Raw genomic sequence first — 19,226 nt, forward strand, 5'->3', positions numbered from 1 at the left:
TTACCTAAACCCGAATAAGGCAGGACAGCACCTTGCGGTAAAACTGATATATGCACGGAAATGCTGCAGAGCAGCAACACGCGCACCCTGAAACGCCGAAGGGGCAGACTATTGCCTGCCCCTTCATGCATCGGTTCGGGATTTTTCCTTGATTTTACAGCCGGCAGAACCCGTTGCCTAAAACTCTTCCCAATTGTCAGCGACTGCTTTCGGCGCCGATTTCACAGCCGGGCTTGCTGTCGAAAAGGCGCTGGCGAGACGCGTGTGCAGCGCATTGGCCGGTGATGGTTTTGACCGGATGGCGGCGCCGGCGCTGGCTGGTCTGCCGATGGCGGCAATCGTCTGAGGTCCGGCTGCAGGGGTCGATGGCCGTGTGCGGGCCGCCGGTGCCGGCTGTGACGTCCGGCTGGATGCGGGGGCTGAGGCTCGAACGTCGGCAAACGTCCGCTGCGCCTCTGCGCCACCAAGCTTGAACTGGCGCAGCAGTGCATCCAGCTCGCTTGCCTCGCGCGCTAGCGCATGGCTTGCCGCCGTCTGTTCTTCCACCATGGCAGCGTTCTGCTGGGTATTGTGATCCATGGCACTGACGGCGGTGTTGATTTCCTGCAAGCCCGTTGCCTGTTCGCGCGACGCGGTGACGATGGCCTTGATGTTTTCGTTGATCTCCTGCACTTCGACCACGATCGCCTGCAGCGCCTCGCCGGTTTCACCCACCAGCGACACGCCGGCATTCACCTGGGCGCTGGACGTGGTGATCAGCGTCTTGATTTCCTTCGCCGCATTGGCCGAGCGCTGGGCAAGCTCGCGCACTTCCTGGGCAACCACGGCAAAACCCTTGCCGGCTTCGCCTGCACGCGCGGCTTCCACGCCGGCATTCAGCGCCAGAAGGTTGGTCTGGAAGGCAATATCATCGATGACGCTGATGATGTTGATGATCTCGCTGGACGACTTGGAAATGCCTTCCATCGCGACCACCGCACGGCGCACCACGTCACCGGATCTTTCCGCCCCGACCCGTGCCCGCTCCACCCGTTCACCGACATCTTCGGCGCGGCGTGCTGAATCCTTGACCGTCGTCGTCACCTCTTCGACGGCAGCGGCCGTCTGCTCCACGGAAGCGGCCTGCCTCTCGGTGCGCTTGGCCAGATCATCGGTGGCGCTGCGGATTTCCACGGCACCGGCATTGATGGCCGAGGCATTGCGGCCCACACTTTGCAGCGCATCCTGCAGTTTTTCGAGCGCCTGATTGAAGTCGACGCGCAGACGGTCGAGATGGCTCGCAAAGGGCTTTTCGAGCCGTGTCGCCACATCGCCATCGGCAAGGCGCGACAGGCCATCGGCCAGCGCATTCATGGCAAACTCGATTTCGGCGGCCTCATTCGCCTTGCTTCTGTCATTGGTCTGGCGTTCGCGCTCGCTTTCCACCCGCATGTCCTCGGTTTCGCGGCTGAGGCGCAGCTTTTCGATGGCGGCATCCTTGAACACGGCAACGGCCTTTGCCATCTGGCCCACTTCGTCGCCACGATCGAGCGCGGGAACGGCGATATCGTGATTGCCGGCGGCAAGGGCCGACATGGCATCCGTCATGCCGACAATGGGGCTGACGATGGCGCGCGACAGAAGCCAGATGAGGCCGACGGAAATGACGCCGGCCACGGCACCGCCGATGAGCAGCGTCCAGAGAAGATTGGTATGCGAGTTCTGCTGCGTCTCTCCCGTTGCGCGGATGAGATCCGCCACCTGCGCCTTGATGCGGGTCGCAGCGGCCCGGAACGCGACAAGTGGCGCAGAGCCATTGTCGGCGGTTGCCTCGGTCGGGGCCTTGGCCGGAACCGCATCGCCGCCGGCCTGGCGGGCCTTGATCTGCGGATCGATGACCTGCTGCTTGTAGGCGCTCGACGCACTCAGCATCTCGTCAAGCGTGGCGACCATGGCCGGAAAGCCGGCGGCCTGTTTGCGCGCTTCGGCAAGGGCGCTCACCACGCCGTCTCGCGCCACCGTGATGGCGTTCAGCATGGCGGCATTGCCCGACAGCAGGTAACCGCGCTGGGAAAAGCCTTCTTCCATCTGCGCTTCCAGCGCCTGGCCAACGGCGGCGGCAATGGCCTGCGCCTGCATCTGGTCCCGCGAGGCCGCCGCCGAGTTCAGTCCCTGCCAGTAAACCACGGCAGAGGCGATGAGGCAGACGGACATCAGGGCGAGAAAGGTGCTGATCAGCTTTTTGTTGAGAGACAGGTTCTTTAACGACATGGGATTGTTCTGCGGCTTCTTCTGGTTCGATGGGAAGGCGTTTGCGCGCCGGCTATGAGCCATGAAAAGACCGCAAGCGCCTTAACATCGGATTGAGAAAATCGGCAGGATTTCATGCAACGCGTCGGCGAAATTGCGCTCTGTCAAGCCACGAACCGCAAAACCCCTTGCCAGCCTGCGCATTCACCGTCATGGACTGGCACATGACATCTTCACACGATCAAAGACTAGACCAGCTGCTGGTCAACCGGGGCCTGTTTGCCAGCCGTTCGCGCGCCCGCGACGCCGTTCTGCGCGGCACCGTCAAGGTCAACGGCCAGACCGTTCTGAAACCAAGCGCCGTGGTGCCGGGCAATGCCAGCTTCAGCATAGACGACCCCGCCCAGGAATATGTGTCGCGCGCGGCGCTCAAACTGGTGGCGGGGCTCGATCATTTCGGGCTCGATCCGGAAGGCCTCAACTGTCTCGATATCGGCGCCTCCACCGGCGGCTTTGCCGAGGTTCTGTTGAAGCGCAAGGCCGCCTATGTGGTGGCCATCGACGTCGGCCACGGCCAGATCCATGACCGCATTTCCGGAAGCCCGAGAGTGCTCAGCCTCGAGGGCCTCAATGCACGCGCCATGACCCGCGACGATGTGGGCGACGACGAGTTTCATCTCGTTGTCTCCGACGTCTCGTTCATCTCGCTGAAGCTCGCGCTGCCGCCGGCACTCGACATGGCCGAGCCGGGAGCGGCCTGCGTGCTGCTGGTCAAACCGCAATTCGAGGCGGGCCGCGATTTTGTCAGCAAAGCGGGCCTGCTGAAGGACCCGGACACGGCACCTGAGGTGGCAGCCGAGCTGGAGCGCTGGCTAATCGAGGACATGGGCTGGGAAAGCCTTGGCCTCATCCCCTCCCCCATTGCCGGCGGCGATGGCAACCAGGAATATCTGCTGGCCGGGCGCAAGCCTCTGGTGGATGACGAAGAGGAGGACGCGTTATGAGCACCCAGACATCCGGCACCCAGACCGTTACTATCGCAAGGCTCGGCGTGCAGGGCCATGGCATAGCCCATGGCGAGGACGGGCCGATCTACGTGCCCTTCGCACTGCCCGGTGAAACCGTGGCGATTGCCCGCACCGGTGCGCAGGGCACCGTCATGTCCACCGCCACGGTTTCGCCGGAGCGGGTCGAACCGATCTGTCGTCACTTCGGCCCTGATAGCGATGCCTGTGGCGGCTGTTCGCTGCAACATCTGGCAGACGCGCCCTATCACGCCTTCAAACGCCAGCTCGTGGTGGATGCGCTGAAATCCAAGGGCTTGACGCCTGAGGTGAAGGATCTGGTGACCGCTGCCCCCGGCGAGCGCCGCCGCGTGGTGTTTTCCGCCCGCACCACCGAAAAAGGGCTGCTTCTCGGCTTCAACCGGGGTGAAACGCATCAGGTCTTTTCGGTCGTGGAATGTCCCATCACCTCGCCCGGCATCGTGTCGCGGCTGGATGTGATCCGGCAGGCCGCAACCGCCCTTGCCAATGGCGCCGATGCCTTTCGCCTGACGGTTCTCGAAACCCTGACCGGGCTTGATCTGTCCGCCGAAGGACTGAAGCCGCTTTCGGAAAGCCAGCGCCGCAAGGTGACGGAGACGATCCTGAAGCTGAAGGGCATTGCGCGCCTTTCGGTGAACGGCGAAATCCTGATCGAGCTGCAAAAGCCGATGCTGAATTTTGGTGGCGTGCAGGTGTTCCCGCCGCCCGGCGGTTTTACGCAAGCCAGCCGCGAGGCCGAAGAGGCGATGGCCGCCATCGTGATCGGCCATCTCGGCAAGGCAAAACGCGTTGCCGATCTCTTTGCAGGCTCCGGCACCTTTGCGCTTCGGATCGCCGCCAAGGCGCGCGTGCATGCGGTGGAAGGTGACGAAAAGGCGATGGCCGCGCTCGATCACGCCGCCCGCCACGCGCAAGGGCTGAAGCCGGTGACGGTGGAGCGCCGCGATCTCTACCGCCGGCCGTTGATGGCGCAGGAGCTGAAGGTGTTCGACGCTGTGGTCTTCGATCCGCCCCGCGCCGGCGCCGAGGTTCAGGTAAAAGAACTCGTCCGCTCGGGCGTGAAGAAAATCGCCGCCGTCTCCTGCAACCCGCTGACGCTGGCGCGCGATCTCTCGATTCTGGTGGAGGCCGGCTACCGCATCACCTCCGTCACCCCCATCGACCAGTTCCTCTGGACCCCGCATGTGGAAGCCGTGGCGCTGCTGGAGAAGTAATTACCCCGCCGGTCGTAACGTGCCGTTGCCGGTGGCGCCGTCGCAGCGGCAGGGGTTTACCCCCCTCTGCCCTGCCGGGCATCTCCCCCACACGGGGGGAGATCAGCCGGAGCTGGGAACTCCATTCCCCATGAATGTCGCGATTGCCGCAACGCCTCTTGTGGAAGCAGGCATAGACCACACGATGATCTCCCCCCTTGTGGGGGAGATGCCTGGCAAGGCAGAGGGGGGTGAACCGCGCACTCAACATGCCTGTCTACCCGCAAAATATCAGCCTGATGACATCACCCCGCCGGTCGTAACGTGCCGTTACCCGTCACGCCGTCGCAGCGGCAGCGTCCGCCGGCGCGGCCTTCCGGGGCGCGGCAGACATACGGTCGGGTGCGGTCTGCACTTTTAGGCGGATCGATGACGCAGACGAAGCGCGCACGCGGCTTGAAATCACTGTCGTTATAGACCCGCGTATTGGGGCCGGACGATTGCGAAAAAACGCTGCTTGCGCCCGAAAGCAGGATGAGGATGCCGGCAGCCAGCCTGGCCATGGTCATATCTCCTAAGACAATGCGGAAAAGATTTCCCCATCCTTGGCGGCTGCGCCTTAACGCCGGGTGAAGAGACATTACCGGTTGCTGCGCTGCAGAAAAGCCTCGAAAGCGGCGCGGGCTTCTGCACTTTTCAGCTGGCTTGAAAAATGCACCATCTCCTCGTCCATGCGCGCCAGAACCTCCTGTACATTACCGCGCACGAGATCGCGGGCGATCTTCAGGGCGCCCACGGGTTTTGCGGCAAGCGAAGCGGCTGTTTTCAACGTTTCCGCCTCCACCTCCCCGGCCTCGACCACCTTCCAGATCAGCCCCGCCTCGCGGGCGGCCTCGGCCGAAAACCCCTCGCCGGCTGCGAGAAGCGCAAAGGCGCGCTGATGGCCCATGATGCGGGGCGCAAGAAGGCTGGACGCCGCTTCCGGCACCAGCGCGAGATCAACGAAGGGCGTGCGAAACAGACTGCGGGAGGAGGCGATTGTGAGATCGCAATGCAGGTTCAGCGTCGTGCCGATACCGATGGCAAGGCCATCGACGCCTGATACCAGCGGCTTGTCGAACGTGGCGAGCGCCTTCAGGAAATCCACGGCGGCCGGCGGTTCTGTGGTGCCGGACATGGCGTAGGCCAGAAAATCGGCCATGTCATTTCCGGCAGAAAAGCAGCCCTCCGAGCCCAAGAATGCAACGGCGCGGATGGCGGGATCATCGCTTGCCGCCTTCAGCGCCGCCACCATGGTGCGATACATCGGCGAGGTAATGGCGTTTTTCTTGTCAGGCCGGTTGAAGCGGATGACGGTCACGCCGGAAAAACGCTCCGGGTGTTCGATCAGGATCGGATCGCTCATGGCTCTCTCCTTCAGCCGAACACGGCGCGGGCGGCAGCAAGGCTTGGGGCCCCGTTCACCACCCGGTCCTTGAGGGCTGCGGTTTCAGCAATCAGGTTTTCCGCGGCAAAGCGGCAGAGCGCCACGCGGTCCGCCCTGCCATGCGCCTCATCCGCCAGCGCCCCCTTGGCGAGATAGATGCCGGTGAGTGCCAGCCCGAACAGCCGCAGATAGGGCGTGGCGCCGGAGAGTGCTGCCACCGTATTTCCCGCCGCCTGCTGCGCCAGCAGCCATTCGGTGGAAGCGTCGAGGTCATCGAGGCTTTGCGCCAGCCGGGCTGCCGTCTCGCCAAAACCATCGAGGTTGGAGGCGCGCACAGCCTCAGCCACCGCTCTCATTTCGGCAATGAAGCCGCGCACATGGCCGCCCTCCGACAACGGCAGTTTTCGCGTCACGAGATCGATGGCCTGAATGCCGTTGGTGCCCTCGTAGATCGGGGCGATGCGGGCATCGCGCAGCAATTGCGCAGCACCGGTTTCCTCGATGAAACCCATGCCGCCATGCACCTGGATGCCGAGCGAGGCGACATCGACGCCGATATCGGTGGCAAAGGCTTTTGCAATCGGCGTCAGAAGTGCGGCGCGCTCCTGCCAGAACGGCGTTTCGCCGGCGTGATGCGACAGATCGATGGCATGGGCGCAGGCATAACAAATGGCGCGCGCGCCTTGCGTCAGCACCTTCATGGTCAAAAGCATGCGCACCACATCCGGATGCTCAATGATCGGGCTCATGCCGCCGCCGGCAGGCTTTTCCCCGCTCCAGGCCGGCGCCTTGCCCTGCGTGCGGTCGCGCGCATAGGCGACAGCCTTCTGGGTTGCCGCTTCCGCCACGGCCACGCCCTGCATGCCCACGGCCAGACGCGCATTGTTCATCATGGTGAACATGCAGGCGAGACCACGGTTTTCCTCGCCGACCAGCCAGCCGATGGCGCCGGCTTCCTCGCCATAACGGCCGTCGCCATAGATCATCGTGCAGGTGGGCGAACCATGAATGCCGAGCTTATGCTCCAGCGAATGGCAGAACAGATCGTTGCGTGCACCCAGCGTCCCATCCTCGTTGACGAGGAATTTTGGCACGAGAAACAGCGAGATGCCGCGCGTTCCGGAGGGCGCATCGGGAAGCCGCGCCAGCACCAGATGAATGATGTTGTCGCTCGCGTCGTGTTCGCCCCAGGTGATGTAGATCTTCTGGCCAAAGATCCGGTAGGTGCCGTCGGCGCGTCGTTCGGCGCGCGTCTTGAGGACGCCGAGATCGGAGCCCGCATGCGGTTCGGTAAGGTTCATCGTGCCCGTCCATTCGCCGGAGACGAGCTTTTCCAGATAGGTCTGCTGCAGCAGGCGGCTGCCATGCGCCTTCAGGGCCTCGATGGCGCCAACCGTCAGCGTCGGCCCGAGCGTGAAGCCGACGGAGGCGGAATTCCACATTTCAAGCGTTGCCACATTCAGCATATTGGGCAGGCCCTGCCCGCCAAATTCTTCCGGTGCCGTCAAGCCGTTCCAGCCGCCGGCGCACCAGGCCTTGTAGAGCGCCACCCAGCCATCCGGCGAGATAACCTTGCCATCCTCGGCCATGCGGGCACCCTGCGTGTCGCCGATCCGTCCGAGCGGCGCCATCTCGTCGGTCGCAAACCGGCCGGCCTCCGACAGGATGGCATCGACCAGATCCTCGCTCAGATCATCGAACCGCCCCTCGCCGATGGCCGCTTTCAGGCCGATGACATGGCTCAGGGTGAAGGCGATCTCCTCGACCGGTGCCTTGTACATGAGAACTCCTCCTCAGTCGTTCCTCGCGGCGCGTCCAGAGCGCTCCGCCTCCATATGCTTTTTACGTAAACGTAAGATGTTTTGTCAATCGCGAAGGCCAAGGCGGCCGCCACGGTATTTGTGACAATTGACCAACACGGCGACAAAGACCGTCACACAGTCGCGATAAGGAGGAAGCAAGGGGCTTCCGCCCGCTGCACGCCACCGTTATCCTCACCGTCAACGCCCAAGGCAGCAAGGCGGCAGCGGCACGGCGCCCTTCCCTTGTCATTTCCGGATACCCGTATGGTGCTTCTCACCCCCTCCGTTCCAGGCCTCGTCTGGGCCTACCAGTTCCACAGCAACACGAAGACCTGCCGCCAGCTGCCGACGGAAGCCGGCCGCGAGGAGCTGACGATCACCGAAACCGGCGATTTCCTCTGGCTGCATCTCAACCTGGCAGACCAGCGGGTGCCGGCCTTTCTCGAGGGTTTCGAAGGGCTTCCCCCAAACGTTGTTGCCGCCCTCACCACCCATGAAACCCATGCCTCGATCACGCTCGACGAGGGCACGGTCTATGGCACGCTGGTGGATTTCCAGCGGGATTTCGATGCCGACACACGCGACATCGGCTGGCTGCATTTTGCCGTCTGCGGCAACCTCATCATCACCACGCGGCTGCAGCCGCTGCGCTCCATCGACCGGGTGCGGGCCGCGGTGGAAAAGAACCCGGCGCGTTATCGCCGGCCCATCGACCTCTTCGAGGCCATCGTTGCGGAATTCCAGCGCACGATGATCTCGCTGGTGATCGAGTTGACGGAGGAGCTGAACCAGATCGAGGATGTCGTCTACGGCAACGATTCCCGCGACGAGCGGCGGCGGCTGGCGCCGGTGCGCCGCATCGTGGTTCGCCTGCACCGCCACCTGCGCACCGTTCTGACGCTGATGCGGCGGGCGGCCGCTGCCGACGAAGACGAGATGCCGGACGGTTTCGACGATGTCGCCGGCCGCCTCACAAGCCGGCTCGAAGCGGTCGATCACGATGTCTATGCGCTGCAGGACCGGGCGCGGCTGCTGCACGAGGAAATCGATTCAAAGCTCTCGTCGGAAACCAACCGTCACCTCTACATCCTCTCGCTGATGACGGCCTTCCTGCTGCCGCCCTCGCTGGTGACGGGCTTTTTCGGCATGAACACCGCAGCATTGCCCTTTGCCCATGGCGAAAGCGGCACCTTTTATGCCTTCGGCTTCATGTTGTTGTCGGTGGCCTTTGCCTGGTGGCTGCTGAAACGTGCCGGCATTTTGTGAAGCGATCCAAGAAAAAGCCGCCCGGACTGGCATCCGGACGGCTTTTCATGTTGGCATTTGAACGGATCGTGACCCGTCTCAGTAATACGGCGACAGGCACTGCTGGCGCGGGCCTTCATAGGGCTGGAACGTATTCGAATAGCTGTCATACGAACGATAACGCGCCGCGCAATATTCATAGTGGCGCGGGTTAAGACCGGCGCGAACCGGGGCTGGCGCACGATATTCCGGCACGTAGCGCGGTGCCGGCACATACCGTGGCTCCGGGCGCGGCTGGGCAATGGCACCGCCGATGATCGCACCAGCCGCAAAAGCTGCCAGCGGATACCAGTAGCCATCGCGGTAACGGTGGTTCGGGCGATGTTCGCGGTAACCGCGATAACCGCCGTAATAACCGGGGCGGCCATAATCACGACCGTAATAACGACGCGGCGGCGGCCCGTCGCGCCAGTACTGCACGGTCACGACATCGCCGCCGGTCGCCGGCGCAACCGCCAGCGGCATGGCCTGCGAGGGCAGCATCGAGCCCGCCAGCATGGCCACAGACAGCCCGAGGACGGATATCTTCTTCATCAACGTCATCATTCCAGTCTCCAATCCGGAAATGGGGGCACGAAAACCGGGCCGGACATCCGTTACCACGGCTTTTGCGTGTATGAGCAAACCCTAGCTTTGCCTACCTGAACCGGCGATTAACGCTAAGCGGGCGCCGCAATGCCGGGTTCACAACTTCGTTTTCAGAACCGCACAGGTAGCACGAACCCGAAAAATCCGGCCCCCGCACAGTGCGGAGGCCGGAGCATGTCGATGAGGGTCATACCCTTGGGTAAAGACTGGGGTCTTAGTAAGGGGAGTTGCAGCTCAGGCGTTCGCCGCGGCTGTTTGCGACAAACGTGTTGTCGGAGGCGCGGTAGGTCTTGTAGCGGTTCTGGCACCAGGAATAATGGCTCGGCGAATACCGGCCGGGGCTGACGCGCTGCGGCTGGGCTGCAGCACCACCGATGATGGAGCCTGCCGCAAAGGCTGCGAGCGGGAACCAGAAACCGTTGTGATAACGATAGCCGGCGCGGCGCTCCCGATAACCGCGGTGACCGTTATAATAGCCATCGCGATGCGGCGGGCGGCGATAATCGCGGCGGGAATTGTAATGGCGGCGGTCGTTGAAGTGACGGCGGTCATCACGGCGCCACTGCACATCCGTGGCCTGTGTCTGCACCTGCGAACGCTCGACCGGAACGATCGGCATGGCCTGAACGGGTGCAAGGCCGGTAAACGTCACCGCAAGCGTGGTCGCAAGCACTGCCAGTTTCTTCTTGATGTTGCCCATGGGGGTATTTCCTCTGTCCTAGTAAGACAGTCAGAACGCCTAAACTCCCCGACAGGTTCCTGCATTGGTTGAACAGGCGCGGCCGGACCGGGGTGATCCGGGCCGCCAAAGGACGCTCAATTGAGATATCCCCGGCCTCAAGGCATCCGATGAGCGGGCGCTTCAGGAGACGTCAGATCTCGATCTCGACATCACCCTTGGGCCGCGAGCAGCAGGCAAGAATATAACCCTCTTCGATTTCCTCATCGAGAATGCCGCCATTGTGGTTCATGTCCACTTCGCCTGAAAGCAGCATGACACGGCAGGTGCCGCAGAGACCGGATTCGCAGGCCGCCCCGATGCGCACGCCATTGGCACGCGCCGTCATGAGGATGGTTTCCCCGGGTTTGCACGCTGCCTGCTTGCCGGCAATGGCAAAGGAGACCATGGCGGGCACGTCGCCTTCGGCCAGCGCCACAGCTTCCACTTCGACGGTTGGCACCGCCGGCTGGAAACTTTCCTGGTGGTAGCGGCTCATATCGAAGCCCGCCCCTTCCAGCGCCGAGCGCACAGCCGCCATGAACGGCTCCGGCCCGCAGCAGAAGATGGTGCGATCGAGGAAATCCGGCGATAGAAGCGAGATCTTGGCGCGGTCAACAAAGCCGCGCAGGCCGTGCCAGGGTTCCGCCTTGCCGCAATGCTCCACCACGAAGCCGAGATTGAGCTTTGGCATCAGCCGCGACAGGTTTTCCAGCTCGTAACGGAAGATGATCTCCGACGGCGAGCGGGCGCAGTTGATGAAGACGATATCCGAGAGCGGCGCCCGGTCGGCCATGTCACGCGTCATCGACATCATCGGCGTGATGCCGGAGCCTGCCGAGATGAAGAGATATTTTTCGCCCGGATGTTTCACATAGGAAAAATCGCCGAGCGGCCCGTAAGCCCGCATCTTCATGCCGGGCTTCAGGTGCTCGAACATCCAGCGCGTGCCGATGCTGTCCTTCTGCGCCTTCACCGTGACGGCCAGCGCATAAGGCCGCGACGGGCTGGATGACAGCGTATAGGTGCGCATGACCGGCTCCGGCCCGACCGGGATTTCCAGCGTCACGAACTGGCCCGGCAGATAGCGGAACCAGACGGACCGTTCCGCCTTGAAGGTGAAGGTCATGACATCGGGCGCCTCCAGTGTCACGGAGGTGCATTCGAGAAGATGCAGCCGGTCGCTCCATGGCACCATCTGGTCGAAATGCTGGTAGGTCGTCACGGCCATGTTCATCTCACGTCATTCCGTCTGCGGGCAGGTTGTTCGGTTATCTCGTCGCTCACAGTCTGTTCAAGAATTCTCTTCGGCGCGGCACAGAAATCGCCATGTCAGCCCGCCGAAGGGAATGATGGGACAGACTGTCAGGCAACGGCCGAAAGCTTTGCCTTGTCGCCCTGCAGGCGGTTCAGCATGAAGGTCGTGTACCAGTCGACGAACTGCATCACGCCGCCTTCGTGATCCGGCGAATAGGGGCCGGGTTCATAGGCGGGCGAGCGGATGCCGAAGGCGTTTTCTTCCACGATGGAGCGGTCCTGGTCGTTGGTCATGTTCCACACATGCGTCAGTTCTTCCAGGTTGTAATCGACGCCTTCCACCGCATCCTTGTGGACGAGCCACTTGGTGGTGACGGCGGTTTCTTCCGCCGACAGCGGCAGCACGCGGAAGGAAATCGCGTGATCGCCCAGCATGTGGTTCCAGGTGGTGGGGTAATGGAAGAGCAGCATCGTGCCGATATGGCTGATCGGCACATCATCCGACAGCGGGCGCTTGACCGCCCGCTTGCCGGACATGGTGTAGCTTTCGGCTTCTTCGACGAGCGGCATGCGCGCGACGCGGAACTGGCCGCTCTCATGCATGGCGAATGTGCTCGGAAGGCCTGCCGCCTCGCAGCGCTGCCAGTGTTCGGAGATGAACGGATCGTCGCCCGCACCCTGCACGCCGGTTGCCGTCGGCGCTTCCGGGTAGGTGCGGCACAGTTCCGGATGGTTGCTGGCGCAGTGGTAGCATTCGCGGTTGTTTTCCCACACGAGCTTCCAGTTGCCCTTTTCGATAATGGTGTTCTGGTAGGCGACCTTGGCCTCCGACAGCCGGTGCGGCGCCATGTAGGGCTCGACCATCTGGCGCACCGGGGCAAAATCCGGCGCTTCCTCGGCAAGGCAGATGAAGATGTAACCGGCCACCGTTTCGCAGTGAACCTGCTTCATGCCGAACTGCGCCTTGTCGAAATCCTCACCCATCTGGCGGGCAAAGACCAGCGAGCCATCGAGATCATAGGTCCACTGGTGATAGGGACAGACGAGCTTTGCCGCGGCACCGCGTTCCTGCGTGCAGACGCGGTGGCCGCGATGGCGACAGGTATTGTGGAAGGCGCGGATGAGCTTGTCGCGGCCGCGCACGACGACCACAGGATAATCGCCCACCTGCAGCGTGACGTAATTGCCGGCGCGCGGGATTTCGCAATCATGGCCAATGAACAGCCAGTCGCGATACCAGATGGTTTCGAGATCCAGCTTGTAATAATCCTGATCGATGTAGAACGGCTGCTCCAGGCTGAAGCCCGGGCGGTGGTTCTTCAACTGCCGCAGCATGGTGTCGCGAATATCCATCTTCCGTTCCTTCGATGGCGGGGATGCGAGCCAGGCATGGGAGGGTGCCTCAAAGGGCCGGGCCTTGTCCATCCCCGTCGCCCACCGCGATGGGTCAACCTGTCACTCGGGCCTTTTTGCGGCAGCGCCGGCGGCTTTTAGCCCTGGCCGGCACCCCGGTTGTCTTCGCCTCTCGGCGGCGAAACCTCGAATGATCAAGATATAACCGAGCCCTCCCCGGCTGAGCGGATGCAATGCGACATGTCATCCCGCATTGACGACAAAACGCGACATCCACTGCGCCGGGCAACAGGCACCTCCGGCCCCTGCATTTCTGCCGCCAAAGCGGGGTTTAGCGGACCGTTGCAGGCCAGCGCCTGCAACGCTCTTGCGGGAGAGAGCACGGCGCAAATGGAACAGTGGTCCCGATGTTCCAGCGCAAGCCACCGTTAAGGATGTTGCCCTAAACTTCAGCCCAAGACGACAGGGAGTGATTGAACGTGGACGCCAAGGCGAAGCTCAGATATTTCGATGCCCGCGCCGAAAGGCCGCCGGCACCGCCGGCAAAAGCAGCGACACATTCGGAATTCCTGCGCACCGGACGCATCTCGCGCGACCGGCGCGACTGGCTGCCCGAGGAACGCCGCTACCTCACCTATGAGGAAGTAGGCGCGCGCACCGAACTCAAGCTTGCCTCCGCCGGCGAAAAGACCCATGCGCGGATCAATGCCGTTCACCGCGCCATCCAGTTTCCAAAGCTGCTGTTCAGCCGTTCGCTGACGGACACGCCGCATCTTGGTTATTGTCATGTGACGGCAGCCCGCACCTTCTTCAGCCCCAGACGCCCGGTCAGCTGGTCCTTCTATATCTGCAATTTCTTAGCCGAAATCGGTGATGAGGAAGAATTCTTCGGCCATATCCGCACCGATTACGCCCGCATGTATTTTGCCGTTGCCATCGAGCGGCAGGAGACGGGCGAAACGCGCATCAACCGCACCGTGCGCGGCAACGGCATCCTGTTTCGCACCAGTGATCCGGCAGAGGCGCTGAAAAACGTGCTGATGCTCGGCGCGCCCGAACCTTCATTGCGTGAGGTCATCGCCAGGCTCTGAAAGAATTTGCCTCACGGTCGCATTTGGCGTTATGGAAGCGCCATCATGGCAGCACGCATCATCGACATTGCGACAGACCGCGACGCGGCGGTGACGGAAGCCTGCCGGGTGCTGGGGCAAGGCCTTCCCGTCGCCATTCCCACAGAAACCGTTTACGGCCTTGCCGCCGACGCCACCAATCCCTCAGCCGTAACCCGCATCTACGAGACGAAAGGCCGGCCGCGCTTCAATCCGCTGATCTGCCACATGTCCGATCTTGCCATGGCCGAGCGTTACGCCATGTTCGACCCGATCTCGAGACAGCTGGCCGAAGCCTTCTGGCCGGGTCCGCTGACGCTGGTTCTGCCGCTGAAGTCCGATTGCGGCATCCACGCGCTGACAACCGCCGGCCTCGACAGCGTCGGCATCCGGGTGCCCAAGGGATTTTCCGCAGACCTGATCGCCGCCTTCGGCAAGCCGCTGGCCGCCCCAAGCGCCAACACATCCGGCAAGGTCAGCCCGACATCGGCGCGCCATGTGGCCGACGATCTCGGCGAAAAGCTTAACCTCATCCTTGATGGTGGCAGTGCTGCCGTCGGTGTGGAATCCACCATTCTGCGCGTCGAGGGCGAACGCATCCGGCTGCTGCGCCCCGGCGGTCTTGCCGTCGAAGACATCGAGCGACTGACCGGCCGCACGGTCGAACGCCAGGACGGCCCCGCCCCCGCCATCGAGGCGCCGGGCATGATGGCCTCGCATTATGCGCCAGGCGCTGCCGTGCGGCTCAATGCCTCATCGGCAGAACCGGGCGAGGCGTTGATCCGTTTTCATGGGCTGCCCATATCCGGATCAACGGACGCAACCGCGATTTTCGACCTGAGCCCCGAGGGCGATCTGGCCGAAGCTGCCGCCAATCTGTTCGATTACCTGAAGCGGGCCGATGCGACGGGCGCGACCTCGATTGCCATTGCCCCCATTCCCGACCACGGGCTTGGCGAAGCGATCAACGACCGGCTGTTTCGCGCGGCCGCACCGCGCGAGGGATAGGGGATTGGGGAGGATGGGACGCATGGCAAATTTCGGAGCCAGAGGCCCCCTCATCCGCCTGCCGGCACCTTCTCCCCGAGGGGAGAAGGGAGACCTCCGCAAACTCATCGGTTCACCTCTACCCAGGCAGACGGGCGGTTGCGGAAACCGTGGCCGTGTCCACCTCTTGGCAAGCGCCCCCTCACCCCGTCTCCGCTTTGCTCGGCGGACCTCTCCCCGAGGGGAGAGGGGAACCGCAGACCTTGCCGCAACACCCCTTCTCCCCTCGGGGAGAAGGTGCCGGCAGGCGGATGAGGGGGCGGCTTCATCCGCCCAGAACCGTATAAACCACGCCGCACACCCCAAGGAGACACCCCATGGACGCCCATAAAAACCCCAGCAGCGACCTTCTCTCCCGTTTCACTTCCATTGTCGGCGCGGCGAATGTGGTGACGGATGCGGCAGACATGGCGCCGCATCTCGTGGAAAACCGGGGCCTCTACAAAGGCGCCTCGCCGATGCTGCTGAAGCCGGGCTCGACGGCGGAGGTCTCAGCGATAATGAAACTGGCGTCGGAGACCGGCACCGCCATCGTGCCGCAGACCGGCAATACCGGTCTCGTCGGCGGACAGACGCCAAGCGCCGATGGCAGCCAAATCCTCCTGTCGCTGGAGCGGATGAACAAGATCCGGGATGTCGATCCGCTTGCCAATGTGATGGTGGTCGAGGGCGGCTGCATTCTGGCAGACGTGCAGAAGGCGGCGGAAAATGTCGGGCGGCTGTTTCCGTTGTCGCTCGGTTCGGAAGGGTCGTGCCGCATCGGCGGCAACCTCTCGACCAATGCCGGCGGAACCGCGGTTCTCGCCTATGGCAACATGCGCCAGCTTTGCTTGGGGCTGGAAGTGGTGCTGCCGACCGGCGAGATCTGGGATGGCTTGCGGCGCCTGAAAAAGGACAATACCGGCTACGACCTGCGCGATCTCTTCATCGGCGCCGAAGGCACGCTCGGCATCATCACCGGTGCGGTGCTGAAACTGTTCCCGCAGCCGGCCGGCCATCAGGTGGCTTTTGTCGGGCTCGCCTCGCCGGAAATGGCGCTGCATCTCTTCGAAAAGGCCTCCAACCTGTGCGGCACGGCGCTGACCGGCTTCGAGCTGATGCCACGCATCGGCGTCGATTTCACCACCCGCCACATTGCCGGCGTGCGCGACCCCTTAAGCTCGATCCACGACTGGTACGTGCTGATCGACATCTCCACCAATGATTCCGCTGAGACAGCACAGGTGATGGTGGAAACGCTTCTGGAACAGGGGCTGGAAGCCGGGCTTATCGAAGACGCGGTGATCGCATCATCCGTTGCCCAGCAGAAGGCGCTCTGGCACATGCGCGAAAGCATGTCGGATGCGCAAAAGCCGGAAGGCGGCTCGATCAAGCACGATGTGTCCGTGCCGGTCTCGAAAATCCCGGCCTTCATGGCGGAGGCGGAAAAGGGCGTGCTGGCGGCGATGCCGGGTGCGCGCATCTGCGCCTTCGGACATCTCGGCGATGGCAATATCCATTACAACATTTCCCAGCCGGTGGGTGCCGACAAGGCCGAATTTCTCGGCCGCTGGCGCGAGATGAACGCCATCGTGCATGGCATCGTGCTTAAAGCGGGCGGGTCGATTTCGGCCGAACACGGCATCGGCCAGCTGAAGCGGGACGAGCTGGCAAAGATCCGCTCCGAGATCGAGATCGACCTGATGCGCCGCATCAAGCGTGCCTTCGATCCCGCCGGTATCATGAACCCCGGCAAGGTCGTCAGCGTCTGACGCAACCTTGCGGGGCTATCGCCGGCCGTCAGCGGTTCTGCGACAGCGAATAAAGAAGATCGGCGCTGATGCCGCCATCCGAGCCGCTGCCGGTGAGGATGGACAGCGCCGAGGAACTGGAATCGGAATTCTGCACGTCGTACATGACGGTGAATTTCTCAACCATCTTCGCCACTTTTTCCGGATCCTTGAGATCCTCGAGGTTCATGTATTTCTTGACGAGCGCTGCCTGCTTGTCGACGTCGAGATTGCTGAAACTGTCGGGCAGCTGGTAGCTGACGCGGAAGAACTCGAGAAGCGCGGTATCGCCGAGGATATCGTAGGCGCTGGTGATGGAATGCGACATGCGCTCGAAATAGAGCGCCAGGCGCACGCCCGCATTGCTCTCGCCCTCGCCCTCCTCAAGGCTCTGGCGGGTATATTTATTCTGCGTTTCCAGCACCTTGCCGGTGCTCTGGGCGCCGGCCATGCGGTCGTCGGTCAGCTTGCCGCTGGCGTCGAAATTGAAGGTGCCGAGAATTTCGGCCCAGACGGTATCGGCCTGTTTGTTGACGAAACTGTTGGCATCGTTGAGATCAGAGGAAAAGACCTGTTTCAGGAAATCCTTGCTGACGGATTTCGGATCGACGTCATAGGCCGTGAGAAGGACATTCACCAGACGGTCGTCGTTGACAAACTCCGATGCGGTCTGGATGGACAGCATCTTGGTCGAATAATACTTGACCTCGGTGGAGGCAGCTTCCTTTGCCGCCGTCTTTTTGTCCTCATCGAGGAAGCGCGTCATCTGCACGGTATAGTCGGAGGCGACAGACGTGATGGTGCCCTGCGACTGCGCCGTCAGCGGCACTGTCACGTCGCCCTTGGCGTTGAAGTTGAAGGCTTTGGCCAATGTCAGGTAGCGATCGTCCTTCAGCGTGTAGATATAGCTCTTGGGATCATCGAGATTGCTCATCAGCGCCTGACGCACGGTAAACTTCGAGACCTTGTCGGGATCGAGGCCCACGGCCTTGAGGGCGAAATCGTAGACGTCACCGGTATCCATGAACTCGGCAACGCTGTCGATTTCCGAGATCGCCGCTTTGTAAAGGCTGGTCGCCTTTTCGTCTGCAGTGTCCTGGGCGTCGTTATAGGTGCTGTAATAGCGGTTGACCGTGGCGGCCTGCTGCGTGGCGGTCTGGGCAGCACCGGCCGTTACCGTTCCATCGGTTGCAAAGCCAAAATCCTTGGCCAGCTCCAGATAGGCCGGATTGCTCGTACCGAAGCGGTTGGCATAGCTGTTGGGATCGTTGAGGTCGCTGGTCAGGATCTGCTCGATGGTGGAACTGACCACGGTGATGCCGGAGAGCCCATAGGACGTCTTGATGAAGTTGTAGAGCCGGCGGTCTGCGATAATGTCGGAGACATTGTCGACCGAAGCCATCTTTTCCTTGAAGTAGTCGGACTCGTTCAGCGCCGTGGCGCTGGAAAGGCGCGTCTGCTTGCTGAGATAGAGATCGTTGATGGTTTCTTTCTGCGCGGCCGTCTGCGCGCCGCCTGAGGGCACACTGCCATCGGCATTGAAGCTGAAGGCATCGGCCATGTCGTAATAGGACTGGATCGAGGTGAGCTTGGCGTCGTAACCATCGATCTCCGTCTGGATGATCGCCTTGTCAGCCGTCGTGGTGGCCGCGGCAAGCCGCGTCTGCGCATCCGCCACCTGCGCATTCAGCGTATCGCGCTGCGGCCCAAGCGTCTGGTTGATCGTGCTTGAACTGTCGCTGGTATCGCTCGACAGCACGCCCTTCAAAAACGTGCGCGAATAATAGGTGTCCGACACGCCGTAGGAGGTGAAGAGATAACTCCGCAGGCGGTCATTGTTGAGGAGATCATCGACGGAGCCGATCTCGCCCATCATCGCGTTGAAATAATTCGTCTCGGTGGTCACGGCATTACCCTGGCTCACCATGGTGGACGTATAAAGGCCGACCATCGCATCGACCTGCGTTGCCGACTGCGCCGTCTTTTCTTCAGAGGAGAAATTGAAGGCGGTGGCAAAATCGCGGTAGCGGTCGTCGGTCAGCTTGTTGGCAAAGCTGTCTTCGTCGGAGAGATCGCTTTCCAGCACCTTGCGCATGAAGGCCTTGGCATAGGTCATGTCCTCAAGACCGAACGCCTTCATTGCGTAGGAATACAGCCGGTAGTCGTCGAGCAGGTCGTCGACCGAGGTAACCTTTGCGATGTTGTCCTTGTAATAAGCGGCCTCGCGCGAGACGTCCGACTGCTTTGCGACACGCTTCAGGCTGGCCTGGAGGTCGCGGTTCACAAGGTCATAACTCAGGTAGGTCGATACCATTTCGGTGGCCCTTATCTCCCGTTGACGGTTCAGGACAGTGCGCCGGATGATACGTCAACGAAACTTAAAG

At 62.2% G+C, this 19,226-nt stretch carries 15 protein-coding genes; 6 read left to right on the top strand and 9 right to left on the bottom strand.

From position 1 onward, the window contains the following. Positions 1-177: 177 nt before the first annotated feature. Complete coding sequence (locus AC4CWH_RS12360; protein ID WP_491318974.1) at positions 178-2,250, bottom strand: methyl-accepting chemotaxis protein; 2,073 nt, start codon at positions 2,248-2,250, stop codon at positions 178-180. A 203-nt stretch (positions 2,251-2,453) separates the two neighbouring features. Here AC4CWH_RS12360 and AC4CWH_RS12365 point away from each other — a divergent pair, with 203 nt between their 5' ends. Together AC4CWH_RS12365 and AC4CWH_RS12370 are read left to right on the top strand one after the other, a co-directional pair. Then, a complete protein-coding gene (locus tag AC4CWH_RS12365; RefSeq protein ID WP_491318975.1) occupies positions 2,454-3,233 on the top strand; it encodes a TlyA family RNA methyltransferase in 780 nt (259 codons plus the stop codon). Then, positions 3,230-4,489 carry a class I SAM-dependent RNA methyltransferase gene (locus AC4CWH_RS12370; RefSeq protein ID WP_491318976.1) on the top strand — a complete coding sequence of 420 codons (1,260 nt, stop codon included), beginning with the start codon at positions 3,230-3,232 and terminating at the stop codon, positions 4,487-4,489. The genes AC4CWH_RS12365 and AC4CWH_RS12370 overlap by 4 nt, the downstream gene beginning before the upstream one ends. 284 nt (positions 4,490-4,773) lie before the next feature. Here the strand turns inward: AC4CWH_RS12370 and AC4CWH_RS12375 are convergent, their stop codons facing one another. From AC4CWH_RS12375 to AC4CWH_RS12385, 3 genes are all read right to left on the bottom strand, one after another. Next, entirely contained in the window at positions 4,774-5,031 is a 258-nt protein-coding gene (locus tag AC4CWH_RS12375) for a hypothetical protein (RefSeq protein WP_491318977.1), read from the bottom strand. 77 nt (positions 5,032-5,108) lie between these two features. Next, positions 5,109-5,873 carry a crotonase/enoyl-CoA hydratase family protein gene (locus AC4CWH_RS12380; RefSeq protein WP_491318978.1) on the bottom strand — a complete coding sequence of 255 codons (765 nt, stop codon included), beginning with the start codon at positions 5,871-5,873 and terminating at the stop codon, positions 5,109-5,111. Positions 5,874-5,884: 11 nt separating this feature from the next. After that, positions 5,885-7,675 carry an acyl-CoA dehydrogenase family protein gene (locus AC4CWH_RS12385; protein ID WP_491318979.1) on the bottom strand — a complete coding sequence of 597 codons (1,791 nt, stop codon included), beginning with the start codon at positions 7,673-7,675 and terminating at the stop codon, positions 5,885-5,887. 285 nt (positions 7,676-7,960) lie between these two features. Here AC4CWH_RS12385 and AC4CWH_RS12390 point away from each other — a divergent pair, with 285 nt between their 5' ends. Then, positions 7,961-8,962, top strand: coding sequence for a transporter (locus tag AC4CWH_RS12390; RefSeq protein ID WP_491318980.1), 1,002 nt, complete (start codon positions 7,961-7,963; stop codon positions 8,960-8,962). Between the two features lie 78 nt (positions 8,963-9,040). On the opposite strand, the gene AC4CWH_RS12395 is transcribed toward AC4CWH_RS12390, so the two are convergent. The 4 genes from AC4CWH_RS12395 to AC4CWH_RS12410 form a co-directional block, all read right to left on the bottom strand. After that, a complete protein-coding gene (locus tag AC4CWH_RS12395; protein ID WP_491318981.1) occupies positions 9,041-9,547 on the bottom strand; it encodes a BA14K family protein in 507 nt (168 codons plus the stop codon). 256 nt (positions 9,548-9,803) lie between these two features. Then, on the bottom strand, positions 9,804-10,289 hold the full coding sequence (locus AC4CWH_RS12400; RefSeq protein WP_491282319.1) for a BA14K family protein: 486 nt from the start codon (positions 10,287-10,289) through the stop codon (positions 9,804-9,806). Positions 10,290-10,461: 172 nt separating this feature from the next. Next, positions 10,462-11,544 carry an FAD-binding oxidoreductase gene (locus tag AC4CWH_RS12405; RefSeq protein ID WP_491282320.1) on the bottom strand — a complete coding sequence of 361 codons (1,083 nt, stop codon included), beginning with the start codon at positions 11,542-11,544 and terminating at the stop codon, positions 10,462-10,464. A gap of 128 nt (positions 11,545-11,672) precedes the next feature. After that, positions 11,673-12,917 (bottom strand): aromatic ring-hydroxylating oxygenase subunit alpha, encoded by a 1,245-nt coding sequence (locus AC4CWH_RS12410; RefSeq protein WP_491318982.1) that lies wholly within the window; start codon positions 12,915-12,917, stop codon positions 11,673-11,675. A gap of 479 nt (positions 12,918-13,396) precedes the next feature. On the opposite strand from AC4CWH_RS12410, the gene AC4CWH_RS12415 reads away from it, so the two are divergent. The 3 genes from AC4CWH_RS12415 to AC4CWH_RS12425 all read left to right on the top strand — a co-directional run bounded on the left by AC4CWH_RS12415 (position 13,397) and on the right by AC4CWH_RS12425 (position 16,824). Beyond that, positions 13,397-14,008, top strand: a complete 612-nt coding sequence (locus AC4CWH_RS12415) for a DUF6656 family protein (RefSeq protein WP_491282322.1) — start codon at positions 13,397-13,399, stop codon at positions 14,006-14,008. Between the two features lie 45 nt (positions 14,009-14,053). Continuing rightward, entirely contained in the window at positions 14,054-15,034 is a 981-nt protein-coding gene (locus AC4CWH_RS12420) for an L-threonylcarbamoyladenylate synthase (RefSeq protein WP_491318983.1), read from the top strand. A gap of 356 nt (positions 15,035-15,390) precedes the next feature. Further along, entirely contained in the window at positions 15,391-16,824 is a 1,434-nt protein-coding gene (locus tag AC4CWH_RS12425; protein ID WP_491318984.1) for an FAD-binding oxidoreductase, read from the top strand. Between the two features lie 28 nt (positions 16,825-16,852). On the opposite strand, the gene AC4CWH_RS12430 is transcribed toward AC4CWH_RS12425, so the two are convergent. Beyond that, positions 16,853-19,156, bottom strand: a complete 2,304-nt coding sequence (locus AC4CWH_RS12430) for a DUF1217 domain-containing protein (RefSeq protein WP_491318985.1) — start codon at positions 19,154-19,156, stop codon at positions 16,853-16,855. Positions 19,157-19,226 lie beyond the last annotated feature (70 nt).

This window comes from Neorhizobium sp. PAMB6716 (assembly GCF_058242805.1).